The organism is Spirillospora albida, assembly GCF_000718255.1.
Classification (GTDB): Bacteria; Actinomycetota; Actinomycetes; order Streptosporangiales; family Streptosporangiaceae; genus Spirillospora; species Spirillospora albida.
The window spans coordinates 74,954-99,891 of record NZ_JOFJ01000017.1 but is presented as its reverse complement, the minus strand read 5'-3'; the positions used below and the strand labels follow the sequence as shown (position 1 = coordinate 99,891).

The window sequence follows — 24,938 nt, the reverse complement described above, 5'->3', positions numbered from 1 at the left end:
CTCCATCCGCCTCAGCGCAGCACCGAGATGTGGATGTGGTCGTAGTGGTTCTGGGTGAGGCTGCCGCGGTTCTCCATCTTCCGCCAGCCGCCGCCGCGGACGTTCCAGATGTGCTGTTTCCAGATGACGTAGGAGATGCCGAGCCGCCGCGCGTTGCTGATCGCGTACTGGGCGACCTGGTCGCCGTGCCGCTGCGCGGACGTGCTCGGCAGCACCCCGCCCGGACCCTCCATGAAGTCGCAGGCGCGGCCGAGGCCGTGGTCCTGCGGGTCGCCCGTCGTCCGGTAGCAGCCGATCACCGGGAACGGCCCGAACATCGAGTTCAGCTCCACGACGACGCCGCGCATCGTCGGCGTCATCATGTTCCCGGTGATGGGGGTGCGGACGCCGCGGACGCCGTCCGGCCGGAACGTGACGCGCGGCTGCCCCTTCGGGGTCGCCTCCCGCGCGGTGGTCGCCTTCAGCGCCGCCACCTTCGTCCCGCGCGGCAGGATCCTCCTCAGCATCGCGGTGAGCTTCTTCGCGTCCGCCTTCGGGGCGCTGAGCACCAGCCCGTTCCCGGCGGGCATGCCCAGCGCCCGCGCCTGCTCGCGCGACACGACGGCGTCCACGCTGCCGATCCCCATGGACGCGTAGGCGCCGATCCTGACCTGGCCCGGCCTGGTGCTGCTGCCCGCCGTGACGATCTGCCCGAGCGGGAGCGACCCGCCCTGGCCGAGGTCGAAGGAGACGGCGAGCGCGCCGTCCGCGACGGCCTGCCACAGCTGGTCGGACTCGGCGGTCCGCTGCGGCGCGAACGCCCGGAACGCGGACGGGTCGACGCCGAGCAGCCCCACGTGGTGCTTGCCGACACGGGTGCGGGCCGCGTCGACGACCGTGACGCCGGCGACGCCCTTGAGCCGCCGCGCCCGCTCGATCGCGGCGGGCGGCAGCGGCGTGGCGGAGGCGATGAGCAGGTGCGGGGTGTAGCGGCGGGTCAGCGGCGCCACCGGGGGCGGAGCCGCGGCCGTCTCCGGCGATACCGAGACGAGGTTCCCGGGACGCTCCTGCGCCCGCTCCGGCCCGTCCGAAACGATCATCACGACGTCGACGGCGAGGGTGGCGGCGATCGCCACCCCGATCGCCGCGGGCACCGCACTGCGCATCCGCACCCGACTTCCGGTCCGTTTTCGGCGCGAGGAGGGGCTCGCGTCCGATCTCTCCCCTTTGCGGCATCGTAGAGGACGGGACCGGTGCCGCGCCCCCCGTCCGCCGGACCCGGCCGGGTTCCGCAGACCGCGGCCGGATCAGAGGTGGCGGCGCTGGGCGCTCCTGGCCTCCTCGTAGGCGGCGCGGGCGGCGCGGGCGGCGGGCCGCCCGGAGACCTCGGCGACCGGGACGTCCCACCACGCCCCGCTGCCGGGCGCGGCGATGCCCGGATCGGTCTCCACGTGGACGACGGTCGTGCGATCCGCGGCGATCGCCTTGCGGAGCGCGGCGCGGAACCCTTCGGCGTCGGACGCGCGGTGCACCTCCGCGCCGAGGCCGGCGGCGTTCGCCGCGAGGTCGACCGGGAGCGGCCCGCCGGCCGCGGTCTGAAACCGGGTGCCGAACCGCTCGGCGCCGACCGACTCCGACAGCGCGCCGATCGACGCGTAGCCGTGGTTCTGGACGATCACGACGACGAGCTTCACGCCCTCCGCGACGGCCGTGACCAGCTCCTGCGCCATCATCAGATACGACCCGTCGCCGACCAGGACGAACACCTCGCGCGACGGGTCGGCCATCTTCACGCCGAGCCCGCCCGCGATCTCGTAGCCCATGCAGGAGTAGCCGTACTCGACGTGGTAGCCCTTGGGGTCCCGCGTCCGCCATAGCTTGTGCAGGTCGCCCGGCATGCTGCCGGCGGCGCAGACCACGACGTCGCGCGGCCCGGCCTCCTCGTTGACGATCCCGATGATCTCCGGCTGGCCCGGCCGCATGTGGCCGCCGGGGGAGAGGGCGCGGTCGGCGACGGCGTTCCACGCCGAGACCAGCTCCCGGGTCCGGACCCTGTGCCCGTCCGGGACGGACCAGCCGGCCAGCGCCCCGCCCAGGGCCGCCAGGCCCTCGCGCGCGTCGGCGACGAGGGCCTCGCCCGCGTGCTTGGCGGCGTCGAACGCGGCGACGTTCAGGTTGACGAACCGGACGTCCGGTGCGGCGAAGACGGTCCGGGACGCGGTCGTGAAGTCGCTGTACCTGGTCCCGATGCCGAGGACGGCGTCGGCGTCGCGGGCGAGCGCGTTCGCGGCGGTGGTGCCCGTCACGCCGATCGCGCCGGCCGCGCACGGGTGGTCCCACGGCAGCGACCCCTTGCCCGCCTGCGTCTCCGCGACGGGGACGCCCGTCCGTTCCGCGAACTCCCGGAGGACGCCGGTGGCCCGCGAGTAGATCACGCCGCCGCCCGCCACGATCAGCGGGCGCCGCGCGCCGCGCAGCAGGGCGGCGGCCCGTTCCAGCGCCGCCGGTTCCGGTACCGGGCGGGGGATCCGCCAGACGCGCGGCGCGAACAGCGCGTCCGGCCAGTCGTACGCCTCGGCCTGAACGTCCTGCGGCAGGGCCAGGGTGACGGCGCCCGTCTCCGCCGGGTCGGTGAGCACGCGCGTCGCGGCGAGCAGCGCGGGGGGCAGCTGCTCGGCGCGGTCGATCCTGTCCCAGTACCTCGACACCGGCCGCAGGCAGTCGTTCACCGACACGTCGTACGACCTCGGGTCCTCCAGTTCCTGGAGGACGGGGTTCGCGGTGCGGGTCGCGAACACGTCGCCGGGCAGGAGGAGGACCGGCAGCCGGTTGATCGTCGCCAGCGCCGCGCCCGTCACCAGGTTCGTCGCGCCCGGACCGACCGACGTCGTGCACGCGAACGCCGAGAGCCGGTCGCTCGCCCGCGCGTACCCGGCGGCGGCGTGCACCATCGCCTGCTCGTTGCGCGCCATCAGGTAGGGGAGCGACCCCTCCTCCAGGAGCGCCTGGCCCAGCCCGGCCACGTTGCCGTGCCCGAAGATGCCGAGGCAGCCCGCGAACAGGGCCCGCTCCTCCCCGTCGCGCTCGGTGCGCTGCGCCGCCAGGAACCGGACGATCGCCTGCCCCACCGTGAGCCTCATGCGCGTCCCTCCGGGGAGGTCATCGGCAGGCGGGGGTCGGCGGGCCACGACGTCCACGCGTCCCGCACCCAGGCGTGCGCGGGGTCGTCGCAGATCCGCCACGCCCGCTCCGCCCCGGGCCCCGCCATCACGTTCAGGTAGTACAGGTCGTGACCGGGCACCGCCATGGACGGCCCGTGCCAGCCGCGCGGAACCAGCACCACGTCCCCCGTCCGGACCTCCGCGAGGACGTCGGCCGCGCCGTACACCCGCTGGTACGCCATCCCGGACGGGCCGGCGACCTCGAAGTAGTAGATCTCCTCCAGCGCGGACTCGCCGGGCCGTTCCTCGTCGTGCTTGTGCGGCGGGTACGACGACCAGTTCCCGCCGGGGGTCAGCACCTCGCACACGATGAGCCTGTCGGCGTCCGGGAACGCCTCCGGCGTCGCGACGCCGTTCACCTGCCGCGCGGCCGGTCCCGCCCCCCGCAGCTCGACCGGCACCTTCTCCGCCGGGACGTACCGCGGGGCGAGCCGCCGGCCGCAGCGCGCGGCGGGCAGCGCGAACCGCCCGCCGTCCCGGCTCGACACCGTCACCTCGGCGTCCCTCGGCACGTAGGCGAAGTCGGTGACCCGCTCGAACACGCCCGGCCGCCCGGCGATCTCGAACTCCGCCCCGTCGCACCGCACCCGGCAGCTCCCGGCCAGCGGCAGCACGAGCATCTCGAACCCGCCCGTCCGGAACGTGTGGGAGCCGTCGGGGGCAAGCTCGAGCACCCGCAGGCCGCAGAACTCCCATCCGGCGTCCTCGGGCGTGATCTGCAGGGCGTAGGGCGCGGCGGCGGTCGCCGCCGCGGGCCGATGGAGTTCCGGCTTCACATCGTCTCCAGGAGCGTCGTCACCTCGGCGGTGTCGGGCATGGCGTCGGAGCAGGAGAGGCGGGACGCGACGATCGCGCCCGCCGCGTTCGCGAACGCGAGGGCGCGGCGGAGGGGCCTGCCGGACAGGAGGGCGTGGCAGAGGGCGCCGCCGAACGCGTCGCCCGCCCCGAGGCCGTTCACGACCTCGACCGGCACGGGTTTCGCCTCCGCCACCGTGCCGTCGGCGGTCATCCCCAGGACGCCGTCCGGGCCGCGTTTCACGACGGCGAGGCGGACGCCCCGGTCGAGCAGGCCCCGGGCCGCCCGTTCGGGAATGCCCTCCCCTGTCGCCACCTCGCATTCGGCGAGGTTGCCCACGGCGACCGTCGCGTGCTCCAGGGCGGTGTGCGCCTGGAGCCGGGCCTCGTCGGGGGACTCCCAGAACATGGGGCGGTAGTCCAGGTCCAGGACGGTGAGGGCGTCGCGGGGGCGGGCGGCCATCGCGGTGAGGGTCGCCGTGCGGGACGGCTCGGCGGACAGGCCGGTCAGGGTCGTCCAGAGGATCCCGGCGCCGGTAATCGCGGCGAGGTCGAGATCCTCCGCGCGGATCTCCAGGTCAGGCGCCTTGGGATGGCGGTAGAAGTACAGCGGGAAGTCGTCGGGCGGGAACAGCTCGCAGAACGTGATCGGCGTCGGCAGGCCGGGGACGTCCGCGACGAACCGGGTGTCCACCCCGTAGCCGTCCAGAGCGCGGTGGACGAACCGGCCGAACGGGTCCGCGCCGGTGCGGGTGATGACGGCGGCGGAGCGGCCGTGCCGGGCGGCGGCGACCGCGACGTTCGTGGCGCTGCCCCCGAGGAACCGGGCGAACGTGTCCACCTCGTCCAGGGGGACGCCGGACCGCAGCGGATACAGGTCGACGCCCACCCGCCCCATCGTGATGACGTCGAACCCGGTCATGCCAGGAGCCCGCTCAGGAAGGCGACGGAGGCCCGCACGTCGTTGACGGGCCCCGATCCGGGCGGCGGCTCGCCGTCCAGAGCGGTGTCCTGTTCGAGGACGTACCAGCCGTCGTAGCCGCCGTTCTCCAGGGAGAAGACGATCCCGGCGACGTTCACGTCGCCCGTGCCGAGCGGCCGGTAGAGGCCGCCGCGGACCGCTTCGGTGTACGTCGTCCCGCCTGTCCGCACCTTGCCCGCGAGGGCGGCGTCCACGTCCTTGAGATGGACGTGGCCGGTGCGGTCGGGAAAGGCCGCGGCCAGTTCCCCGGGGTCGGTGCCGCCGATCAGGAGATGTCCGGTGTCGAGGCAGAGCTGGACGCCGCAGCCGTCCAGGACCCGTTGGATCTCGTCGGGGCGCTCCACCATCGTCCCCACGTGCGGATGCAGCGTGGCGCGGACGCCGCGCGACGCGGCCTGCGCCGCGATGCGGTCGAGGTTGGCGAGCAGGGCCGCCCAGCCGGACGCGTCGAGGCCGGGGCGCGCGTCGTAGCCGTCTCCACCGTGGACGGCGGCCAGCACGAGGACGAGCCCGGTTCTGGAACGTTCCACTCCAAACCGGTCAAGCGCGGCATGGACGCCCGGCAGCGGATCGTGCCCGGGATCGTGCAGCACCGCCGGGACGAAGCCGCCCACCGGCCGCAGCCCGTGGCCGTCCAGCAGCGCGCTCCGCTCGGCCGGGCCGCGCGGCAGGTAGCCGTCCGGCCCGAACTCGGTCGCCGCGAGGCCGGCGGCGCGCATCTCCGCCAGCACCCGCGCGGGCTCCATCCGGTGCCCCCAGCCGGGCACCTCGCAGACCCCCCAGGAGATCGGGGCACCCGCGACACGATCCTGGATCATCGGCTCACCCTCCGCTGCCCACGATGACCCGGCCCGTGCCCCACGGCAAGGGCGAAACGCTACCGGACCGGTAGCGTCACTCGAGGAGGTCCTTGCCCTCGCGGTGCTCGCGGGCGCCGAACGCGTCCCACACGCTCAGTCCCACCAGAAGGACCAGGACGTCTTGCCGCGGATGTCCTCGGCGTAGCCGGCGAGGGTCCCCGGCCCCTGGAACAGGATGTCGGGGCAGAACGCCCAGTGCTCCGCCGCCACGTGGACGGCGTGCCGCGTCGTCACCGGCGGCGCCGCGACGCTCAGCTCCAGGGTGTTGAAGCCGAGGGCGACGACGCGGGCGCCGAAGCGGTCCTCCCACCCGCGCAGGACTGCCGCGAGCGGCGCCGTCCACTCGTTGTGGTTGAGTGCGCCCTGCCAGCCGACGGCCGCGAGCGCGTCCGCCCCGCGCTCCACCGCGACGAGGCCGAGGGACAGGCCGCGCCGGTCGAGCGTCCGCGCGTACCGGTCGGCGAGGGCGTCGGGATCGTCCAGGAGGCCGCCTGCGGGAGCCGGACCCGGGCAGTGCAGCCCGAACGGGGCGAGGTCGTCGAGGTCGGCCGTGGCGGCCTGCTCCGCCCAGTCGGCCCACACCTCCGACATGAACGCGTGCGGCAGGTAGTTGCCGATCTCCTCGACCGGCTCGGGCGCGATCTGGCCGGCCGCCCACGGCTGGTCCGACTCGTCCAGCAGCAGCGGCCACAGCCCCGAGCGGTGGTGCTCGGCGCGCAGCCGCGCCCACAGGTCGCCGTCGACGGGGTCGTCGCTCAGCCAGAACGCGGGCCGCAGCAGCGTCTGCCGCTGCGGGTAACCGGGGTCGGGCCAGACCACGTCGCCGTCGGGCAGCGGCACCGACAGCGTCCGCTCGGCCGCGTCGCCGCCGAACAGCCGCGGCAGGTCGCCCGGCAGCCGCCGCCGGACCTCGAGGTCATCCATCTCACGCCGTTCCGGTACACATCATGCCAACGGGATCTTGGCACTCCGAGATGGTAACGGGGTGCGCCGCCGCGCGGGGGCGGAGCGCGGGGTTCGCTCCGATCCCGGCCGGCGGCCTGCCCTGAATCGTTACCTGCGGGTCTTGTCGCGGTCCAGTACCGCGTGCCATGTTTTCGAGGTTTCTGGAAACAAGGAGTCCCATGTTGCGCACCGGTCCGCGAGCGGCGGGGACGCTGCTGCTCGCCGCCGCCGCCCTGACCCCCCTGACCGCCTCGTCCGCCGCGGGCACCGAGGTCAGGGGACAGGGGCTGTCGGCCGCCATCCGTTACACCGAGTACGGCATCCCCCACATCGTGGCGAAGGACTACGCCGGTCTCGGCTACGGCACCGGATACGCGCAGGCCAAGGACAACGCCTGCCTGCTCGCGCAGGGCTTCGTCACCCTGCGCGGCGAGCGCTCGTCGTTCTTCGGCCCGGACGCGCGGCCCGCCGACCCGTCGCTGTCGGAGGCGACCACGAACCTCGCCAGCGACGTGTTCTTCGCCGGCATCCGGGCCGCCGGCACCGTCGAGCGCCTCGCCGCCGCGCCCGCCCCCTTCGGCCCGACCGCCGACGTCCGCGAGCTGAGCCGGGGCTGGGCCGCCGGCTACAACCGCTACCTGCGCGAGGGCGGGGTCACCGACCCCGCTTGCAAGGGCGCCGCCTGGCTGCGTCCGATCACCCCCATGGACGTCCTGCGGCGGGGCCACGCCCTCGCCATGCTCGGCGGCTCCGGCCTGCTCACCCAGCAGATCGCCACGGCCGCCCCGCCGTCCGGCGCCGAGACCCAGGTCAGGGCGCGGTCGCCGCGGGAGATCGCCACCGGCATGCGCGACCTGATGGACCGGACCGGCCTCGGCAGCAACGCCGTCGCCGTCGCGGGCGGCGCCACCGCCACCGGACGCGGCCTGCTCCTCGGCAACCCGCACTACCCGTGGCACAGCGGCCGCCGGTTCTGGCAGTCGCAGCAGACGATCCCCGGCAAGCTGAACGTGAGCGGCGGCGCCATCCTCGGCTCCCCGGCCGTCAACATCGGTTACAACGCGGACTTCGCGTGGAGCCACACCGTCGCGACCGGACGCACCTTCCTTCTGACCGAGGTCAAGCTCGTGCCGGGCGACCCCACGTCCTACACGGTGGACGGCAAGAAGGAGAAGATGACCCAGCGCCGGGTCACCGTCCAGGCCCGCCAGGCGGACGGCTCCCTGAAGCCCGTCACCACCACGCAGTGGAGCACCCGCTACGGCCCGATCGTGACGGGGGTGGCGACCATCTCGCTCCCCTGGACGACGCAGAACGCGTACTCCATCACCGACCCCAACATGACGAACCTCCGGGTCCTGAACACGTCCCTGGCCCTGGGCAAGGCCCGCACGACCGACGAGGCGGTCAAGGCGCTGAAGGCGACGCAGGGCCTCCCTTGGGTCAACACCATCGCGACGGACAAGCGCGGTAAGGCCCTCTACGCGCAGGTCCAGGTGCTCCCCAACGTCACCGACGACCTCGCGAACCGCTGCAGCACCCTCCTGGGCCGCCTCGTCCTGAACCAGGCGGGCGTCCCGATCCTGGACGGCACCAGGTCGGCGTGCGCCCCCGGCAAGGCCGCGGGCACCGTCCAGCCCGGCATCCTCTCCCCGGACCGCTACCCGGTCCTGCACCGCTCCGACTACGTCACGAACTCCAACGACAGCCACTGGCTGTCGAACCCGAAGCAGCCCCTCGAGGGGTACGACCGCATCATCGGCAACGAGAAGGCCGCCCGCACGCTCCGCACCCGCAGCGGCCTCGTGGCCGTCCAGGAGGAGATGAGGGAGGGCCGCTTCACCCGCGCGGAGATGCAGGACCTCGTCTTCGCCAACCGCGTCCACGCGGCCGAGCTCGCGGCCGGCGGCACCATCGCCATGTGCCGCGACATGCGCCTCGGGCGGCCCTGCGACGTCCTCGCCGCGTGGGACCGCAAGATGGATCCCGGCAGCCGCGGCGCCCTCCTCTTCGACCGCTACTGGCGCAAGGCCACCGCCGCCTGGGACCTGTGGAAGACGGGCTTCACCGCCTCCGACCCGGTCGGCACGCCGCGCGGCTTCAACACCGGCAGCCTCGCCGCCCGCAAGGCCCTCTGGGACGCGGTCGGCGAACTGAAGGCCGACGGCATCCCCCTGGACGCGCCCCTGAGCGCGAACCAGTACGTCGTCCGCAACGGCGCGAGGATCCCGGTGGGCGGCGGTTCCGAGCCCCTCGGCCTCTTCAACAAGCTGGAGATGCCCTGGACACCGGGCAAGGGCTACACCGAGGTCAACACGGGCTCCAGCTACGTCCAGGTGGTCTCGTTCGACGATGACGGCTGCCCCGACGCCCGCACGATCCTGACCTACTCCCAGTCGGCCGACCCCACGTCCCCCCACTACGCGGACCAGACCCGCCTCTTCTCCGGCAAGCGCTGGGTGACGTCCCGCTTCTGCGAGAACGAGATCAAGGCGGCCCCCGCGCTCCGGACCATCACCCTGACCGGAGGCTGAGAGAGACCCGGCCCGCCGGATTCCACCCCGTCCGGCGGGCCTTCGCCCCGTGCGGAGACCGGCCGGGCCGACGTCAGGCGCGGCGATCCCGGTACGCGCGGACCTTGGCGCGGTTGCCGCATTCGGCCATCTGGCACCAGACCCCCGAGCGGTTGCGCGAGTGGTCGTAGAAGGCCCACAGGCAGTCATCGGCGGAGCACACCTTGAGGCGCCGCCACGTCCCGTCGATCGCCGCCGTCGCGACGGCCGCGAGCAGGACGCCGAGGGCGGAGCGCACGTCACCGCCCTGCCGTGGCGCCAGGGCCTGGCCGCCCGCCGGGTCGAAGCGGACGCGGAGGCCGGCCCGGCGGGAGAGCCGGTCGAGCACCCGCGCGTCGTCCGGGTCGATCGGACGCCCGGTGTTGCGGCGCGCCAGCGAGCGCATCGCCTCGCGCACCCGGACCGCCTCGGCCCGATCCTCCTCGCCGACCACGACCGGCGGTTCGGCGAGCCCCTGTGACACCAGCCAGTGCCGCACGCCCTCGGGCTCGGACAGCGCGTCGGTCCCGATTTCCAGGTCACGCGTGTTGATGAAGGCGCGGACGAGCTCCAGGGGAGGAGGGGCATCTTGTCGCTTCTGCGGGGTACCCTCTCGAGAGCTAACCACTGAATCAGTTTAGGGGTTACATCCCGCTCCGGGAAGGAGGCGCGTGACCGCCACCGAGACGCCGGACACCGCTCCCCGCGTCGGCACCGGGAACGGCGGCCTCGCGGCAGTGGTGGCGGCGGCCGCCCTGTGGGGCTTGGGGGGCACCGTCGCGGGCCGGCTGTTCGCCGGCGGCGCCGACCCGCTCGAGGTCGTCGCCGTGCGCACCTGGATCGCGGCAGCCGGCCTCGCCCTCCTCCTCCCCTGGCGGCGCCGGGCCTGGCGTAAGGCGGGCCCGCGGGTCGCCTCCGGCGCGGTCCGCGCCGGGTGGCGGCCGACGATCGGCTTCGGGATCGCGGTGGCGGTGGCCAACGCGGGCCTGTTCCTGGCCATCGCCAGGCTGCCGGTCGCGGTGGCCCTGGTGCTGCAGAACCTCGCCCCCGCCCTCGTGGTCGCGTGGACCGCCATGGCGGCCCGCCGGGTGCCGCCGGCGCGCGTCGTCATCGGCCTGGCCGCGGCCCTGGCGGGGGTGGGCCTCGTCGTGGAACTCCCGACGGCACCCCTCTCGGACCTGGATCTGGTGGGCGTCCTCTTCGCCCTGCTGACGGCCGCGGCGGTGGCGGCGTTCTCCGGCCTCGGCGGCGCCGCCGCCCGGGGTCGCGGCGCGCTCGCCGCCACCACCTGGGCCTTCGCGATATCGGGAGTGCTCTGGCTGGCCGTGCAGCTCGCCCGCGGCGTCCCGGACCTGTTCCACCGGCCGGGTGCCCTGCTGGCCGCGGCCGGGGTCGGCCTGTTCGGGACGCTCCTGCCGTTCCTGCTGTTCTCGTGGGGCGCCGCCCGGGTGGGCGCCGCGATCGGAGCGGTCAACATCTCGCTGGAGCCGATCTTCGGCGCGGCCCTCGCCTGGGCGTGGCTGGGCCAGGAACTCACCCCGGTGCAGCTCGCCGGGGCGCTCGTGCTGCTGATCGCGCTGCTGGACGTCCAGCGCTCCGCGCGCCGGTCCGGCCGAACGTCATGAGTCGGGCAAGAGGCTCCGGCCGACGGGATGGCCGGGACGGGATCGTGGCATCCTTCGTTCCGTCCCGCCCGCCGCCCCGGAGCGGCCCTGGCGGGCGGTCGAGCGGAGGTGTCGTCGTGGTCGATGCGCGGTCCGGTGAGGAACCGACCGATGAGGAGCTGGACGCCGCCTACAACGTGCGGCGCAAGGCCGGGCCGGAGCTGTTCGACCGGCATCTCGCCCGCTACGGAGAGGAGTCGCGGCGGGCCGTCCAGGGGCTGCCCGCGGTCACCGGCCTCGTCTATGACGAGGTCGGCGGGGAGCGGCTGGACGTCTGGGGTGTGCGAGAGGGCGCCCTGCGCCCGGCGTTCGTCTATCTGCACGGCGGTTACTGGATCGCGCTGTCGCGCCATGTGTCGGCGTTCATGGCCCGGAGTCTGTGGGAGCAGGGCGTCGCGACCATCGTGCCCGACTACACCCTCGCGCCGGAGGCGACGCTCGGGGAGATCGTCCGGCAGGTCCGGGCCTGCGTGGCCTGGGTGTACCGGCACGGGCGCGAGCACGGGCTGGACCCGGAGCGGATCTTCGTCGGGGGCTCGTCGGCGGGCGGGCACCTCACCGGGATGACGATGGTGGACGGCTGGCAGGGGTCCTTCGGCCTGCCGGAGGACGTGGTGAAGGGCGCTCTCCCGGTCAGCGGCCTGTTCGACCTGCGGCCGATCACACGGGTCTACGTCAACGACGTCGTCGGGCTGGACGTGGAGGAGGCCGCGCGGCTCAGCCCCGCGCTGCTGCCTGCGGCCCGGCGGTGCCCGGCGGTGTTCGTGGTCGCCGAGCACGACGGGGACGGGTTCCTGGAGCAGTCGCGGTCGTTCCAGCCCCGCTGGGGCAACGGGGAACTGCTCGTCGTGCCTGGACGCGACCATTTCGACGTCGTCCTCGACCTCGCCGATCCCGAGTCGGCGGTGTGCCGGGCGCTGCTGGGGCTCGTCAGGCGGTGAGGCGTTCCGCCTCGCGGCGCAGATGGTCGAGCATCAGGCGCGCCGACGGGGTGGGGGCGCGGTGCGCGGGGAGGGTCACGCCCACCTGGCGGCGGACCGTCTCCAGGGGCACCGGCAGCGGGGCTATGCCGGGGTCGGTGCGGGCGACCAGGTCGGGCAGCGCGGCGATCATGTCGGTGTCGCGGACCAGGGTCCGGACGGTCAGCACCGACGTGCATTCCACCAGGTTCCCGGGGAGCGTCAGGCCCTCCGCGCGGAAGAGCTGTTCGAGTTCGGTGCGCAGCGCGGTCTGCTCCAGGGGGAGCACCCACGGGTGGTCGCATAGGTCGGCGAGGGTGAGATCGCCCTTCTGCCGGGCGGGGTGGTCGGTGCGGGCCACCAGGCGGACGGGTTCGCCGTAGAGGGTGATCTGGCGCAGGCCCCGCACGTCCTCGATCGGGTTCAGGCGGCCCAGGATGAGGTCGATCTCGCCGTCCAGGAGACGCGGCACCTGCGCGTTGAACGTGGCCTCTCGGACGATCACCGTGATGCCGGGGCGCTCGCGCTTCAGGGCGGCGATCGCGCGGGGCAGCAGGACGTTCGAGCCGGCGAGCAGCGTGCCGATCGCGACCGTGCCGACCTCGCCGTCGGCCAGGCCGCCGATGCGGTCGCCCGCGCGGCGCAGCTCCGCCAGGACGGCCCGTGCGTGCTCCAGGAACGCGTCCCCGTACATCGTGGGGGTCACGCCGCGCGGCCCGCGGGTGAACAGCTCGACGCCGAGGACGCGTTCGACCTCGCGCAGGCTGCGGGTCACGGCGGGCTGGGCCAGGCGGAGGCGCTCGGCGGCGCGCAGGACGCTGCCCTGGTCGGCGATCGCGACGACCAGGACGAGATGGCGGAGCTTCAGCCGCCCGCTGAGCAGGTCGATCTCCCGCATGGCCGACCTTTCGCCGTAGATATCCCCGAACCGTTATACCTCACGGGCGGTTTGGTATTTGCCAGGCATACCTTGGGAGGAAGACGATCGCAGTGCCCGGTACCCGGCGCTGGAGGACGGATGAAGGCTGAGCACTACGTGGGCGGCGCCTTCCGCTCGGACGGCCCGTCCTTCGCGCTGATCGATCCCCGCGACGGGTCGGAGCGCGGTGTGGTTCCGGAGGCGACCCGCGAGATCGTGGACGAGGCCGTGACCGCCGCCCGATCCGCGCTGCGCGGAGCCTGGGGCGCGGCCGACGCCGCGCGGCGGGCCACCGCCCTGAGGCGCATCGCGGACGGCATCGAGGCCCGGTTCGACGCGTTCGTCGACGCGGAGGTCGCCGACACCGGCAAGCCGCGCGAGCTCGCCGCCACCGTCGACGTCCCGCGCGCGATCGGCAACTTCCGCGCGTACGCCGATCTGCTCTACGGGCGGCCCGAGCGCGCCTACACGACGAGCGTCCCGGGATGGAGCGGCGGGGCCGGCGAGGCCCTCAACTACACCGTGCGGCGGCCGCTCGGCGTCGTCGCGATCATCTCGCCGTGGAACCTGCCGCTCCTCCTGCTCACATGGAAGGTCGCGCCCGCCCTGGCGGCCGGGAACGCCGTCGTCGCGAAGCCGTCCGAAGAGACGCCCTCCACGGCGACGCTTCTCGCGCACGTGATCGACGCGGCCGGGCTGCCCTCCGGCGCGTTCAACCTGGTGCACGGGCACGGCGCGGACGCGGCGGGCGCGTTCCTCACCGGCCACCCCGGCGTGGACGCGATCGCCTTCACCGGGGAGTCCGCCACCGGCGCCGCCATCATGCGGAACGCCGCCGACCACGTCACGCCGGTCTCGTTCGAGCTGGGCGGCAAGAATCCCGCGATCGTGTTCGCGGACGCCGACCTCGAAGCGGCCCTCGACGGGACGGTCCGCTCCTCGTTCACCCACTCCGGGCAGATCTGCCTTTGCACCGAGCGCGTCTACGTGGAGCGGCCCGTCTTCGACGATTTCGTCCGCGAACTGGGCAAGCGGGCCGGAGGGCTCGCCGGGTACGGGCCGATGATCTCCGCTGAGCACCGCGACAAGGTCCTCTCCTACTACCGGCTCGCCGAGGAGGAGGGGGCAGCCTTCGTCGCGGGAGGAGGCGTCCCCGAGTTCGGCGACGAGCGTGACGGCGGCTTCTACGTCGAGCCCACCGTCATCACGGGCCTCCCCGAATCGGCGCGAACCGTGAAAGAGGAGGTCTTCGGCCCCATCTGCCATGTCGCCCCGTTCGACACGGAAGACGAGGCCCTCGGACTCGCCAACGACAGCCCCTACGGTCTCGCGTCCGCGCTCTGGACCCGCGACCTGTCCCGCGCGCACCGCGTGGCCCCCCGCGTCGAGACGGGAATCGTCTGGGTGAACTGCTGGAACCTGCGCGACCTCCGCACCCCGTTCGGCGGCGTCAAGGCGTCGGGGATCGGCCGCGAAGGGGGAGAGTACTCCCTGGACTTCTTCTCCGAGCCCGTCAACGTGTGCATCCAGATTTGAGGGCGAACCCGTGACCTACATCGACACGGCGGCCGAGCGGATCCTCGGCGCCTACGCGAGCGGCGTTCCGTGCGAACCCGTCCGCGATCTCATCTCGACCGTGGACGACGCCTACGCCGTCCAGGACCGGATGACGGAACGGTGGCTCGGCGAGGGCCGCCGCCTCGCCGGCCGCAAGATCGGCCTGACGTCCCGCGCCGTACAGGAGCAACTCGGCGTCGGCAGCCCCGACTTCGGGATGCTGTTCGCCGACATGGCCGTCCCGGACGGTGAGGAGATCCCGCCGGGCGCCGTCCTGCAGGCGCGGGTCGAGGCGGAGGTCGCGCTCGTCCTCGAGCGCGACCTGACCCACGAGCGGCACACCGTCGCCGACCTGATCCGGGCGACCGCGTTCGCGCTGCCCGCGATCGAGGTCGTCGGCAGCCGCGTCCGCGACTGGGACATCGCGCTCGTCGACACGGTCGCCGACAACGCCTCGTCCGGCATGTACGCGCTCGGCTCCCGCCCGGTGCGGCTCCACGACGTCGACCTGCGGCTCTGCGGCATGGTGCTGGAGCGGCGCGGCGAGCAGACGTCCACCGGGACGGGCGCCGCCTGCCTCGGGCACCCGCTGAACGCGGCGCTCTGGCTCGCCGACACGCTCGTCCGCGTCGGCCGGCCGCTGCGCGCGGGCGACACCGTACTGACCGGCGCGCTCGGGCCGGTCGTTCCGGTCGCGCCCGGAGACGTGTTCGAGGCGCGCGTCGACGGGCTCGGCGACGTGCGGGTCGCGTTCGGCAAGGAGGAGGGCCGATGACGGACGTGCAGCGGCTCGCGGCGCGCCTCGACGACGCCGCGCGGGCCGTGCGGGCGATCCCGCCGCTGACCGCTGAGCGGGAACTGGACGTGCCGACGGCGTACGCCGTGCAGCGCGCGGGCATCGAACGGCGCACCCGCCGCGGCGAGCACCTCGCCGGGGTGAAGATGGGTTTCACCAGCCGCGCGAAGATGATCCAGATGGGCGTGGACGACGTCATCTGGGGCCTGCTCACCGACGCGATGGCCGCCGGGCCGTCCGTCGACACGTCCGGGCTCATCCATCCCCGGATCGAGCCGGAGATCGTGTACCTCATCGGCAGGGAGGTCCGGTCGGTCGCCGAGGTCGAGTCGGCCGTCGCGGGCGTCGCCGTCGGGTTCGAGGTGCTCGACTCCCGCTACCGGGACTTCGCGTTCACCCTCCCGGACGTCATCGCCGACAACGCGTCCGCCGCGAGGTTCGGCTACGGCGCGTGGCACGAGCCACGCGACCTGTCCAATACCGGGCTGCTGATGGAGATCGACGGGCGGCCGGTGCAGACCGGGTCGTCCGCCGCGATCCTCGGCGACCCCGCGCGGGCGCTGCGGGCCGCCGCCCGGCTCGCGCTGCGCGCCGGGATCCCGCTCGAACCGGGCTGGGTCGTCCTCGCCGGGGCGGCCACGGCCGCGATCCCGCTGCCGAAGGACGCGCACGTCCGCGTCACCGGCGCCGGGCTCGGCTCCGTGGAGGTCGCCACATGACCGGCGACGCCCTCACCGTCGCGGGCAAGGCCGCGCCGCGCGGCCGGTTCCCGCACGTCAAGCGGGCCGGCGACCTGGTGTTCGTGTCCGGGACGAGCTCCCGCCGCCCCGACGGCACGTTCGCGGGCGCGTCCGCCGACGCGATGGGCGTCACCGACCTCGACATCCGCGCGCAGACCCGCGCCGTCATCGAGAACATCCGCGACCTGCTCGAAGCGGCGGGCGGCGGGCTCCACGACCTGGTCGGTGTCACGGCCTACCTCGTCAGCATGAACGACTTCGGCGGCTACAACGAGGTCTACGGCGAGTTCTTCGACGAGACCGGCCCGGCCCGCACGACCGTCGCCGTCCACCAGCTCCCGCACCCGCACCTGCTCATCGAGATCGCGTGCGTGGCCTATCTGCCCGGACAGGCCGGCATCCCTCAGTAAGGAGGCTCCCCATGCCCCTGCCGCAGCTCGCCTTCGGGCGGCCGTTCAACTTCGAGAAGTGGATCGACGAGCACCGCGACCTGCTCAAGCCGCCGGTCGGCAACGTCCAGGTGTTCGACGACGCCGGGCTGATCGTCATGGTCGTCGGCGGCCCCAACCGGCGGACCGACTTCCACGACGACCCCATCGAGGAGTTCTTCTACCAGCTCAAGGGCAACATGGTCCTGCGGGTCATGGAGGAGGAGGGCCGGCCGCCCGTCGACGTCCAGATCAACGAGGGCGACGTGTTCCTGCTGCCCGCGCACGTCCGGCACTCGCCGCAGCGCCCCGAGCCCGGCTCGATCGGCCTCGTCGTGGAGATCCCCAGGCCGGAGGGCACGACCGAGGCGTTCGAGTGGTACTGCACCGAATGCCACCACCTCGTGCACCGGGCCGAGCTCCAGGTCCGGTCGATCGTGGACGACCTGCCGCCCGTCTTCCAGGGCTTCTACGACGGCGACCGGACCTGCCCGCACTGCGGAGCCGTCCACCCGGGCAGGGTGTGGCCCGAGGCGATGACGCCCGTGACGGCCCCCCGTACGTGATGATCGTCGACGTCCACACGCACGTCTTCCCGCCGCTGAGCCGCGCCGAGGGCCGCCTCCTCGGCCCGGCGGGGCCGTGGCTGCGCCGGAACGCCGACGGCACCGGCATGATGATGTGCGGCGACGAGGAGTACCGCCCGGTCTCCGCCCCGCTCTGGGACCCCGCGCCGCGCATCGCCGCCATGGACGCGGCGGGCGTGGCCGTCCAGGCCGTCTCGTCCACGCCGCTGATGTTCGGCTACGGCTGCGAGGCCGCCCGCGCCGCCGACTGGTGCGACCTGGTGAACGAGCGCATCCTCGCGCTCTGCGCCGCCGCCCCCGACCGGCTGCTGCCGCTCTGCCAGGTGCCGCTGCAGGACCCGGCGCTCGCCGCCGGGACGGCCGCCCGCGCGGCGGCGGCCGGGCACCGGGGCGTCCACATCGGCAACCACGTCGGCGACCGGAACCTCGACGACCCCGGCATCCTGGCGTTCCTGGAGCACTGCGCCGCGATCGGCCTGCCCGTCCTGGTGCACCCCTGGGACATGCTCGGCGCCACCCGGATGCGCGGCCACATGCTGCCGTGGCTGTGCGGGATGCCCGCCGAGACGCAGCTGAGCATCCTCGGGCTGATCCTGTCCGGCGCGTTCGAGCGGCTGCCCGCGTCGCTGCGGCTGTGCTTCTGCCACGGCGGCGGCAGCTTCGCCTTCCTCCTCGGACGCGCCGACAACGCCTGGCGCAACCGCGACCTCGTCCGCGCCGACTCCCCGCACCCCCCGTCCCACTACACCGACCGCTTCTCCGTGGACTCCGCCGTGTTCGACCCGCGTGCCCTCCGGCTCCTCGTCGACGTCATGGGGCCCGAGCGCGTCATGCTCGGAACGGATTTCCCCTTCCCACTGGGGGAGAAGGACCCCGGGGAGACGATCCGGGCCTGTCCGGGCCTGGACGGCGCCGAACAGGCCCTCATGCTCGGCGGGAACGCCGCCGCGTTCTTCGCCCTGGACGGCGCACGGCCCAAGACCACCGCCACCGAGAGGATCGCGTGAACGACGAGCAGCAGGCCCTGCGGCTGGACGAGACGGACCCGCTTCCGTCCCGGCGCGGCGAGTTCCTCATCCCGCCCGCGCCCGGCGGGGCCCACCCGGAGGCGGCGTACTTCGCCGGGAACTCCCTCGGCCTCCAGCCCCGGTCGGCCGCGGACTACCTCCGCGAGGAGCTGGACGACTGGGCCCGGCTCGCCGTCGAGGGCCACACGCGGGCACGCCGTCCCTGGGTCGGCTACCACGAGCTGCTCCGGGAGCCCGCCGCGCGCCTCGTCGGCGCCCTCCCGCACGAGGTCGTCGCGATGAACTCCCTGACGGTGAACCTGCACCTGATGATGGCGAGCTTCTACCGCCCGTCCGGCACCCGCACCCGCATCCTCATCGAGGACTCCGCGTTCCCCTCCGACTCCTACGCCGTCGCGAGCCAGGCCGTCCACCACGGCCTCGACCCGGCGGCGGCGGTCGTCCGGCTCAGGCCGCGCCCCGGCGAGGAGCACCTGCGCACCGGGGACGTCGTGGACTTCCTGGAGCGCGAGGGCGACACCGTCGCGCTGCTGCTGCTCGGCGGCGTCAACTATTTGACCGGGCAGCTCATGGACATGCCGGAGATCACCAAGGCGGGCCGGGCGGCCGGCGCCGTCGTCGGCTGGGACCTCGCGCACGCCGCCGGGAACGTCCCGCTCCGCCTCCACGACTGGGACGTGGACTTCGCCGCCTGGTGCACCTACAAGTACCTGAACAGCGGACCGGGGGCGGTCGCGGGCTGCTTCGTGCACGAGCGGCACGTCCGGGACTCGTCCGTTCCGAGGCTGGCGGGCTGGTGGGGGACCGACCCGGCCGTCCGGTTCCGGATGGACCCGGAGATCGCGCCGCCCGCGTCCGCCGACGCCTGGCAGCTGTCCAACCCGCCGATCATGGCGCTCGCCCCCGTGCTGGCGTCGCTGGAGATCTTCGACCGGGCCGGGATGGACGCCCTGCGCGCCCGCGGCGACCGCCTCACCGGCTACCTCGAGGCCCGGCTCGCGCCACTGCCCGGCCTCCGCGTGATCACCCCGGCCGAGCCGTCCGCGCGTGGTGCCCAGCTGTCCCTCCGGGTGGCCGGCGCGGGCGCTCTCGTCGAGCGCCTCGCCGCCCGCGGCGTGATCGCGGACGCCCGGGAGCCCGACATCGTCCGGTTGGCGCCGACCCCGCTCTACAACACCTTCCACGACTGCCACCGCGCCGCGGAGGCGCTCGCCGAAGCGACGTGAACGCGAGCCGAACCCCCGCCGAACACGAGTGGCGGTACCGACATTCCCCGCGCGTGTCGTTGCGCGTGTCGGTGGGCGATGGGGTAGATTCGATGGCGTTGCAGGCAGACACGGTCTGCCACGCAGTCTCGAACGTTTGCTTTACGTGCGCCCGCAGAAGTTCTGGACGACGGGCGTTCTCCGTTTTCTCCGGGTGATCGGCGGACGTGAGTGAGTCCGCATGCAGCCCGGCCGTCGTCCGGCGGCCGGTGAGCACCACCCAGTCAAGGAGAGAAACGTGGCAGAAGGCACCGTGAAGTGGTTCAACGCTGAAAAGGGCTTCGGCTTCATCGCCCCGGACGGCGGCGGCCCGGACGTGTTCGTCCACTACTCGGCGATCACCACGAGCGGCTACCGCAGCCTCGAGGAGAACCAGCGCGTCGGCTTCGAGATCACGCAGGGCCAGAAGGGCCCGCAGGCCGAGGGCGTCTACCCCCTGTAACCGCGGCCCGGCCCGGGGACGCTCGCCGCGCGGCCCGCGTCCCCGACCGTTCCCGAGCGAACGCGGCATCGCTTCGCGATCCGCCGGTGAGGCTCGCCTCCGGTTCCGCCTCACCGGCGCGTGGCCCGTTCGCGCGGTGGCCGAGACCCCCGTGCGCGGGGGGCTCGGTTCTCCGATGTTCACCGACGCCCCGGTCACGCTCTGCGCTCGACCGGGGCGACGGCGTTTGGCGGCGATGGCCGCCCCCGGCGCGCGGCGGGGCCTCAGCGGTCCGATCCGACCGGAGCGTCGGCCGCCCCCCGGTGAGCGGGGGCGTGCGCGGCCTCCTCACGGGGCCGCAGGGCGCCCGCCGCCAGGGGCATTCCGGCCGCCATGCAGGTGATCATCGCGAAGGCCGCCGGGTAGGAGAGGGCGCCGGCCACCCAGCCGGTGACGGCGGGGGCCGCCAGGACCGACAGATAGTTGATCGTCGCGACGCCCGCGACGCCCTCGCCCGCGTTCGGGCCCGCGTTGCCCGCCGCGGCGAAGACCAGCGGCACCGCCACCGCCACCCCTACGCCGAGCAGCGCGAACCCCGCGATGGCGGGGACGGGCGCACGCGCCGTCACGACCAGCGCACCGCCGCCGACGGCGAGGACACCGCTCCAGCGGACGAGCGCCACCGGCCCCAGCCGCCGCACCAGCGCGTCGCCGAGCAGCCGGGTGACGGCCATGCAGGACGCGAAGATCGTGAACGCGGCGGCGGCGAGCCCGGGACCCGCCCCGGCCACCTCGGTGAGGTAGACCGCGGCCCAGTTGCCGCTCGCCCCCTCCGCGAAGGTCGCACAGAAGCCGACCGCTCCCAGGGCCAGGACGGCGCGTCCGGGCAGCGCGAACCGGCGTGGGGCCGACCCCGCCGGCGCGGGGCGGTCGGGGAGGAGCCCGCGGCCCGCGACGGCGCCGACGGCGAGCAGGACCGCGGCGACGGCGCTCAGGTGCGGGCGGGCGTCGATCCCGGCATGCGCGGCGAGGCTGCCGAGGCCGCCTGCGAGCAGGCCGCCCACGCACCACAGCCCGTGGAGGCCGGAGATGATCGGGCGGCGCGCGTGCCGCTCCACCGCCACCCCGTGGGCGTTCATGACCACGTCGCACATGCCGGCCGTGGCGCCGAAGAGCAGCATCGCCGGGAACAGCCAGCCCGCCGCCGGCGCCAGCGCGGGCGGTGCCAGGGCGGCGCACCACGCGGCGAGCAGGACACGGGTGGCGGTCCGCTCCCCGAGGCGGTGGGCCACCCGCGCGGCGACCGGCATGCCGAGGAGGGCGCCCGCGGCGGGACAGAGCAGGACGAGCCCGAGCAGGGCGGGGCCGAGGTCGAAGCGGTCCTCGAGCCAGGGGAGCCGGGTGGCGAGGGATCCGGCGACGGCGCCGTGGACGGCGAAGACGATCCCGATGGAGACGCGTGGGGTCATGCTTCCGGAAACTAACAGGCAGGCTTCCTGATGAAAAGAGACCATGGGCAGGGACCCTGACTAATATGGGTGCCGTGAAGACCGCCACCCCCAGGATGGCCCGCGCGATCAACGACCGGCTCGCGCTCGATCTGCTGCTGGAGCACGGCCCGCTGAGCGCGCCCCGGCTGCGGGACCTGACCGGGCTGTCCCGGCCGACGGTGTCCGACCTCATCGAACGGCTCCGCGCGGACGGCCTCATCGAGGCGACCGGCGAGTCCGGGGAGCGGCGGCGCGGCCCGAACGCGCGGCTCTACGGCATCGTCACCGGGCGCGCCCACGTCGCCGGGGTCGATCTGCGCCGGGACGGCGTCCAGGTGTCCGTGGCCGACATCGCGGGCGGCGCGGCGGGCTCGGCGGGCCGTCCGCTCGGCGCCGAGCCCGATCCCGTGGCGCTCGTCGCGGACGCGGTCCAGGAGGCGGCGGACGGAACGGTCCTGCACACCGTCGTCGTCGGGGCACCCGGGCTGGTCCATCCCCGCACCGGCGTGACGGCGGGCGGGCTGCTCCCCGGCGGGCGGCCCGACCTGCTGCAGGCGCTGCGCGACCGGCTGGGCGTGCCGGTCGTCCTGGAGAACGAGGTCAACCTCGCCGCGATCGCCGAGCACCGCGACGGCGCCGCCGCGGGACGCGACGAGTTCGCGCTGCTGTGGCTGGACGACGGTGTCGGGGCCGCCCTCGTCCTGGACGGGCGGCTGCGGCGCGGCGCGTCCGGCGGCGCCGGTGAGGTCGCGTATCTGCGGGCCGGTGACCGCGAGATCTGCGACATCGTCGAGGAACTCCCGGGCCTCGGCGATGAGGCGGCCGCGGACCGGATCGCCGAGGTCGCGGTCGCGCTCGTCGCCGTCCTGGACCCCGGTCTCGTCGTGCTCGGCGGCGCCCTCGGCCGCGCCGGCGGCGAGCGGCTCGCCGCCCGCGTCGCGGAACGGCTCGCCGTCCTGTCGCCCGCGCCGACCGAGGTGCGGCCCAGCGTGATCGCGGGCGGCGCGGTGCTGCGCGGCGCCGTCCTGACCGCCCTCGACCGGGCCCGCGACGACCTCTTCGGCTAGGGCCTCGGCAGGCGCTCGCCGGAGCGGAGGCGGTCCAGGCCGAGCCAGATGAACTCGACCGCCATCTGCTCGGCGCGGTCGCGCGGCGTGCCGGGGTGCTCCAGCCACCACGACACCATCGAGAGCATCGACCCGTACATGAGCGGGACGAGCAGCCGCGCCCGCCGCTCGTTCGCGGCGAGGGCCTCCGCCGACAGCTTCGGATCGGCGCGGCGGCGGCGCAGCAGCAGGTCCGCGAACGCCCCCCCGAGCCGGTCGCGCATCTCCCGCAGCTCCGGGCCGACCTCCGGCTTGTCGAGGTGCCGGATCACCAGCGCCCACGCGTCCGGCTCGGCCGTGGCGTAGTCGAACAGCACCCGGATCATGGCCCGGATGCCCTCCATCGAGTCCTGCTCGGCGAGGACGGCCGCGTTCAGCCGCGCGGTGAGTTCCGCGACGACCTCGCCGGTCACCTCGACGAAAAGCTGCTCCTTGGACGCGAAGTGCTGGTAGAGCAGCGCCTTGGACACGGCGGCGGCCCCCGCCACGTGCTCCATCTGCGTCTCGTGGTAGCCGCGCCGGCCGAACTCGGCGAGCGCGACCTGGAGCAGCTGCTCGCGGCGCCGGGCGTGCGGCATCCGCCGCCGCACGCCCGTGCCGGCGTCCCCCGTGCTGTTCGTCATGTGCCGAGGTACTTGCCCAGTTCGGCGCGGGCCACCGACCGGACGTGCACCTCGTCCGGGCCGTCGGCGAGGCGGAGGGTGCGCAGGCCCGCCCACATCGCGGCGAGCGGCGTGTCCTCGCTGACCCCGGCGCCGCCGTGCACCTGGATGGCGCGGTCCACGACCTCGAGCGCCACCCGCGGTGCGATCACCTTGATCGCCGCCACCTCCGACCGCGCGGCCTGGACGCCGTGCTTGTCGATCAGCCAGGCGGTCTTGAGGCAGAGCAGCCGGGCCTGCTCGATCGCCATCCGCGACTCGGCGATCTGCTGGCGGACGACGCCCTGCTTGGCCAGCGGCCCGCCGAACGCCACGCGGGACACCGCGCGCTCGCACATCAGTTCCAGCGCCCGCTCGGCCATGCCCAGCGCCCGCATGCAGTGGTGGATGCGGCCGGGCCCGAGCCGGGCCTGCGCGATCGCGAAGCCGCCGCCCTCCTCGCCGACAAGGTTCTCGACCGGGACGCGCACGTCCGTGAACGTGATCTCGCAGTGGCCGTGCTGGTCCTGGTAGCCGAAGACGGGCAGCGACCGGAGCACCTCGACGCCGGGGGTGTCGAACGGCACCAGCACCATCGACTGCTGGAGGTAGGGATGCCCCTCCGGGTCGGTCTTGCCCATGAGGATCATGACCTTGCAGCGCGGGTCGGCCGCGCCGCTCGTCCACCACTTGCGGCCGTTGATGACGTAGTGGTCGCCGTCCCGGACGATCGAGGTGGCGATGTTGGTGGCGTCGGAGCTCGCCACGGCCGGCTCCGTCATCGCGAACGCGCTGCGGATCTCGCCGTTCAGCAGCGGCCTGAGCCAGGTCTCCTTCTGCTCGGGCGTGCCGAACAGGTGCAGGACCTCCATGTTCCCGGTGTCGGGGGCGGCGCAGTTGGTGGCCTCCGGCGCGAGGTGGGGCGAGCGGCCCGTCAGCTCCGCGAGGGTCGCGTAGTCGGTGACGGTGAGGCCGTGCGCGGGATCCTCGCTGTCGGGCAGGAACAGGTTCCACAGGCCGCGCTTGCGGGCCTCGGCCTTCAGCTCCTCGACGACCGGCGGGACGTGGTGCTCCCTGCCCTCCGCCCGCAGTTCGGCCCGCTGCGCCGCGTACACGGGCTCGGCGGGGTAGACGTGGGAGTCCATGAATTCCTGGAGGCGGCCGGCGTACTCCGCGGCCCGCCCGCTCAAAGCGAAGTCCATGGACGCTATAGTAACTGACGAGTCAGTTACTTGGGAGGGAGACCCGATGGGAGCCTTCGAGGGCACCGGCAAGGTCGCGCTGATCACCGGCGGCTCGCACGGCATCGGCGCCGCGGTCGCGCGCCGGCTCGCGGGAGAGGGCGTCCGGATCGTCCTCGCCGACATCGACGAGGAGGCGGGCGCCGCGCTCGCCAAGGAGCTCGACGGCGCGTTCGCGCGCTGCGACGTCCGTGAGCCCGCCGACAGCGAGGCCGCGGTCGCGCTGGCCGTCGAGCGGTTCGGCGGCCTCGACATCGCGTTCCTCAACGCGGGCATCGCGGGCGGCGGAGGCATCGGCGACGACTTCGACCTCGCCGCCTACCGCCGCGCCATGGGCGTCAACCTGGACGGCGTCGTCTTCGGCGCGCACGCCGCCCTGCCCGCGCTGCGCGCCCGGGGCGGCGGCGACATCATCGCGACGGCCAGCATGGCGGGTCTCACCGCCACACCGTTCGACCCCGTCTACGGGGCGAACAAGGCGGCCGTCGTCGGCCTCGTCCGCGCGCTCGGCCCGACCTGCGCGCCGGAGGGCATCCGCGTCAACGCGCTGTGCCCCTCGTTCGCCGACACCGACATCCTCACCCCGCTCAAGGACCACCTGGAGCGGACCGGCTTCCCGATCCTCGAGGTCACCGCCGTCGTGGACGCGTTCATGGACATCCTGAACGGGGACGGAGCCGGTGAGGCCTGGTACGTCGTGCCGGGCCGGACGTCCGAGCCGTTCCGCTTCCGGGGCGTCCCGGGCCCCCGCTGACCGAACCA

The 24,938-nt window shown here is 74.1% G+C and carries 24 protein-coding genes; 13 read left to right on the top strand and 11 right to left on the bottom strand.

The window, feature by feature from the left end; genetic code table 11:
• Nucleotides 1-11: 11 nt before the first annotated feature.
• From IE99_RS0121875 to IE99_RS0121850, 6 genes are all read right to left on the bottom strand, one after another.
• Nucleotides 12-1,145 carry a VldE C-terminal domain-containing protein gene (locus tag IE99_RS0121875; RefSeq protein WP_030173941.1) on the bottom strand — a complete coding sequence of 378 codons (1,134 nt, stop codon included), beginning with the start codon at nucleotides 1,143-1,145 and terminating at the stop codon, nucleotides 12-14.
• Nucleotides 1,146-1,286: 141 nt separating this feature from the next.
• The gene (gene iolD / locus IE99_RS0121870) at nucleotides 1,287-3,119 is read right to left on the bottom strand and encodes a 3D-(3,5/4)-trihydroxycyclohexane-1,2-dione acylhydrolase (decyclizing) (RefSeq protein ID WP_030173938.1); all 1,833 of its coding nucleotides are present in this window, start codon (nucleotides 3,117-3,119) and stop codon (nucleotides 1,287-1,289) included.
• The gene (gene iolB / locus IE99_RS32770) at nucleotides 3,116-3,976 is read right to left on the bottom strand and encodes a 5-deoxy-glucuronate isomerase (protein ID WP_030173935.1); all 861 of its coding nucleotides are present in this window, start codon (nucleotides 3,974-3,976) and stop codon (nucleotides 3,116-3,118) included. Before iolB ends, iolD begins: the two co-directional genes overlap by 4 nt.
• Nucleotides 3,973-4,917: a 5-dehydro-2-deoxygluconokinase gene (gene iolC, locus IE99_RS0121860; RefSeq protein WP_030173932.1), complete on the bottom strand. Its 945-nt coding sequence runs from the start codon at nucleotides 4,915-4,917 to the stop codon at nucleotides 3,973-3,975. Before iolC ends, iolB begins: the two co-directional genes overlap by 4 nt.
• On the bottom strand, nucleotides 4,914-5,795 hold the full coding sequence (locus IE99_RS0121855) for a TIM barrel protein (RefSeq protein ID WP_030173929.1): 882 nt from the start codon (nucleotides 5,793-5,795) through the stop codon (nucleotides 4,914-4,916). The genes iolC and IE99_RS0121855 overlap by 4 nt, the downstream gene beginning before the upstream one ends.
• Nucleotides 5,796-5,930: 135 nt before the next feature.
• The gene (locus tag IE99_RS0121850; RefSeq protein ID WP_030173926.1) at nucleotides 5,931-6,761 is read right to left on the bottom strand and encodes a DUF4253 domain-containing protein; all 831 of its coding nucleotides are present in this window, start codon (nucleotides 6,759-6,761) and stop codon (nucleotides 5,931-5,933) included.
• Nucleotides 6,762-6,961: 200 nt separating this feature from the next.
• Here IE99_RS0121850 and IE99_RS0121845 point away from each other — a divergent pair, with 200 nt between their 5' ends.
• On the top strand, nucleotides 6,962-9,316 hold the full coding sequence (locus IE99_RS0121845) for a penicillin acylase family protein (protein ID WP_051712978.1): 2,355 nt from the start codon (nucleotides 6,962-6,964) through the stop codon (nucleotides 9,314-9,316).
• Nucleotides 9,317-9,389: 73 nt separating this feature from the next.
• Here IE99_RS0121845 and IE99_RS0121840 read toward each other — a convergent pair whose 3' ends face one another.
• Entirely contained in the window at nucleotides 9,390-9,962 is a 573-nt protein-coding gene (locus IE99_RS0121840) for a CGNR zinc finger domain-containing protein (RefSeq protein WP_030173922.1), read from the bottom strand.
• 43 nt (nucleotides 9,963-10,005) lie between these two features.
• On the opposite strand from IE99_RS0121840, the gene IE99_RS0121835 reads away from it, so the two are divergent.
• Both IE99_RS0121835 and IE99_RS0121830 read left to right on the top strand, forming a co-directional pair.
• Nucleotides 10,006-10,959 carry an EamA family transporter gene (locus IE99_RS0121835; protein WP_030173919.1) on the top strand — a complete coding sequence of 318 codons (954 nt, stop codon included), beginning with the start codon at nucleotides 10,006-10,008 and terminating at the stop codon, nucleotides 10,957-10,959.
• 116 nt (nucleotides 10,960-11,075) lie between these two features.
• Nucleotides 11,076-11,939, top strand: a complete 864-nt coding sequence (locus tag IE99_RS0121830) for an alpha/beta hydrolase (protein ID WP_030173917.1) — start codon at nucleotides 11,076-11,078, stop codon at nucleotides 11,937-11,939.
• Here IE99_RS0121830 and IE99_RS0121825 read toward each other — a convergent pair.
• Nucleotides 11,929-12,855, bottom strand: a complete 927-nt coding sequence (locus IE99_RS0121825; protein WP_030173915.1) for a LysR substrate-binding domain-containing protein — start codon at nucleotides 12,853-12,855, stop codon at nucleotides 11,929-11,931. The two genes, IE99_RS0121830 and IE99_RS0121825, sit on opposite strands and share 11 nt — an antisense overlap.
• 120 nt (nucleotides 12,856-12,975) lie before the next feature.
• Here IE99_RS0121825 and IE99_RS0121820 point away from each other — a divergent pair, with 120 nt between their 5' ends.
• The 8 genes from IE99_RS0121820 to IE99_RS0121785 all read left to right on the top strand — a co-directional run bounded on the left by IE99_RS0121820 (nucleotide 12,976) and on the right by IE99_RS0121785 (nucleotide 19,719).
• Complete coding sequence (locus tag IE99_RS0121820; protein ID WP_030173912.1) at nucleotides 12,976-14,412, top strand: 2-hydroxymuconic semialdehyde dehydrogenase; 1,437 nt, start codon at nucleotides 12,976-12,978, stop codon at nucleotides 14,410-14,412.
• Between the two features lie 10 nt (nucleotides 14,413-14,422).
• Nucleotides 14,423-15,208 (top strand): 2-keto-4-pentenoate hydratase, encoded by a 786-nt coding sequence (locus IE99_RS0121815; protein WP_030173909.1) that lies wholly within the window; start codon nucleotides 14,423-14,425, stop codon nucleotides 15,206-15,208.
• Nucleotides 15,205-15,948, top strand: coding sequence for a 2-keto-4-pentenoate hydratase (locus IE99_RS0121810; RefSeq protein WP_030173906.1), 744 nt, complete (start codon nucleotides 15,205-15,207; stop codon nucleotides 15,946-15,948). The genes IE99_RS0121815 and IE99_RS0121810 overlap by 4 nt, the downstream gene beginning before the upstream one ends.
• Nucleotides 15,945-16,379 (top strand): RidA family protein, encoded by a 435-nt coding sequence (locus IE99_RS0121805; RefSeq protein ID WP_030173903.1) that lies wholly within the window; start codon nucleotides 15,945-15,947, stop codon nucleotides 16,377-16,379. Before IE99_RS0121810 ends, IE99_RS0121805 begins: the two co-directional genes overlap by 4 nt.
• An 11-nt stretch (nucleotides 16,380-16,390) precedes the next feature.
• Complete coding sequence (locus IE99_RS0121800; RefSeq protein ID WP_030173900.1) at nucleotides 16,391-16,963, top strand: 3-hydroxyanthranilate 3,4-dioxygenase; 573 nt, start codon at nucleotides 16,391-16,393, stop codon at nucleotides 16,961-16,963.
• Nucleotides 16,921-17,991, top strand: a complete 1,071-nt coding sequence (locus IE99_RS0121795; RefSeq protein WP_245623304.1) for an amidohydrolase family protein — start codon at nucleotides 16,921-16,923, stop codon at nucleotides 17,989-17,991. Before IE99_RS0121800 ends, IE99_RS0121795 begins: the two co-directional genes overlap by 43 nt.
• A complete protein-coding gene (gene kynU / locus IE99_RS0121790; RefSeq protein WP_030173894.1) occupies nucleotides 17,988-19,238 on the top strand; it encodes a kynureninase in 1,251 nt (416 codons plus the stop codon). Before IE99_RS0121795 ends, kynU begins: the two co-directional genes overlap by 4 nt.
• Nucleotides 19,239-19,515: 277 nt before the next feature.
• On the top strand, nucleotides 19,516-19,719 hold the full coding sequence (locus IE99_RS0121785; protein ID WP_030173892.1) for a cold-shock protein: 204 nt from the start codon (nucleotides 19,516-19,518) through the stop codon (nucleotides 19,717-19,719).
• A 263-nt stretch (nucleotides 19,720-19,982) separates the two neighbouring features.
• Here the strand turns inward: IE99_RS0121785 and IE99_RS0121780 are convergent, their stop codons facing one another.
• The gene (locus IE99_RS0121780; RefSeq protein WP_030173890.1) at nucleotides 19,983-21,167 is read right to left on the bottom strand and encodes an MFS transporter; all 1,185 of its coding nucleotides are present in this window, start codon (nucleotides 21,165-21,167) and stop codon (nucleotides 19,983-19,985) included.
• A gap of 74 nt (nucleotides 21,168-21,241) precedes the next feature.
• On the opposite strand from IE99_RS0121780, the gene IE99_RS0121775 reads away from it, so the two are divergent.
• Nucleotides 21,242-22,255 (top strand): ROK family transcriptional regulator, encoded by a 1,014-nt coding sequence (locus IE99_RS0121775; protein WP_211258879.1) that lies wholly within the window; start codon nucleotides 21,242-21,244, stop codon nucleotides 22,253-22,255.
• Here the strand turns inward: IE99_RS0121775 and IE99_RS0121770 are convergent.
• Together IE99_RS0121770 and IE99_RS0121765 are read right to left on the bottom strand one after the other, a co-directional pair.
• Entirely contained in the window at nucleotides 22,252-22,917 is a 666-nt protein-coding gene (locus tag IE99_RS0121770; RefSeq protein WP_030173886.1) for a TetR/AcrR family transcriptional regulator, read from the bottom strand. The two genes, IE99_RS0121775 and IE99_RS0121770, sit on opposite strands and share 4 nt — an antisense overlap.
• Nucleotides 22,914-24,137 (bottom strand): acyl-CoA dehydrogenase family protein, encoded by a 1,224-nt coding sequence (locus tag IE99_RS0121765; RefSeq protein WP_030173875.1) that lies wholly within the window; start codon nucleotides 24,135-24,137, stop codon nucleotides 22,914-22,916. Before IE99_RS0121765 ends, IE99_RS0121770 begins: the two co-directional genes overlap by 4 nt.
• A gap of 46 nt (nucleotides 24,138-24,183) precedes the next feature.
• Here IE99_RS0121765 and IE99_RS0121760 point away from each other — a divergent pair, with 46 nt between their 5' ends.
• Complete coding sequence (locus tag IE99_RS0121760; RefSeq protein WP_030173872.1) at nucleotides 24,184-24,930, top strand: SDR family oxidoreductase; 747 nt, start codon at nucleotides 24,184-24,186, stop codon at nucleotides 24,928-24,930.
• Nucleotides 24,931-24,938 lie beyond the last annotated feature (8 nt).

Bases quoted from the DNA above. Each gene is read 5' to 3' on its own strand.
- IE99_RS0121855 (WP_030173929.1), bottom strand. From the start codon at position 5,795: ATGATCCAGGATCGTGTCGCGGGTGCCCCGATCTCCTGGGGGGTCTGC.
- iolC (WP_030173932.1), bottom strand. From the start codon at position 4,917: ATGACCGGGTTCGACGTCATCACGATGGGGCGGGTGGGCGTCGACCTG.
- IE99_RS0121800 (WP_030173900.1), top strand. From the start codon at position 16,391: ATGCCCCTGCCGCAGCTCGCCTTCGGGCGGCCGTTCAACTTCGAGAAG.
- IE99_RS0121760 (WP_030173872.1), top strand. From the start codon at position 24,184: ATGGGAGCCTTCGAGGGCACCGGCAAGGTCGCGCTGATCACCGGCGGC.
- IE99_RS0121845 (WP_051712978.1), top strand. From the start codon at position 6,962: ATGTTGCGCACCGGTCCGCGAGCGGCGGGGACGCTGCTGCTCGCCGCC.
- IE99_RS0121820 (WP_030173912.1), top strand. From the start codon at position 12,976: ATGAAGGCTGAGCACTACGTGGGCGGCGCCTTCCGCTCGGACGGCCCG.
- IE99_RS0121875 (WP_030173941.1), bottom strand. From the start codon at position 1,145: ATGCGCAGTGCGGTGCCCGCGGCGATCGGGGTGGCGATCGCCGCCACC.
- IE99_RS0121805 (WP_030173903.1), top strand. From the start codon at position 15,945: ATGACCGGCGACGCCCTCACCGTCGCGGGCAAGGCCGCGCCGCGCGGC.
- IE99_RS0121780 (WP_030173890.1), bottom strand. From the start codon at position 21,167: ATGACCCCACGCGTCTCCATCGGGATCGTCTTCGCCGTCCACGGCGCC.
- IE99_RS0121810 (WP_030173906.1), top strand. From the start codon at position 15,205: ATGACGGACGTGCAGCGGCTCGCGGCGCGCCTCGACGACGCCGCGCGG.
- iolD (WP_030173938.1), bottom strand. From the start codon at position 3,119: ATGAGGCTCACGGTGGGGCAGGCGATCGTCCGGTTCCTGGCGGCGCAG.
- IE99_RS0121850 (WP_030173926.1), bottom strand. From the start codon at position 6,761: ATGGATGACCTCGAGGTCCGGCGGCGGCTGCCGGGCGACCTGCCGCGG.
- IE99_RS0121825 (WP_030173915.1), bottom strand. From the start codon at position 12,855: ATGCGGGAGATCGACCTGCTCAGCGGGCGGCTGAAGCTCCGCCATCTC.
- IE99_RS0121765 (WP_030173875.1), bottom strand. From the start codon at position 24,137: ATGGACTTCGCTTTGAGCGGGCGGGCCGCGGAGTACGCCGGCCGCCTC.
- IE99_RS0121770 (WP_030173886.1), bottom strand. From the start codon at position 22,917: ATGACGAACAGCACGGGGGACGCCGGCACGGGCGTGCGGCGGCGGATG.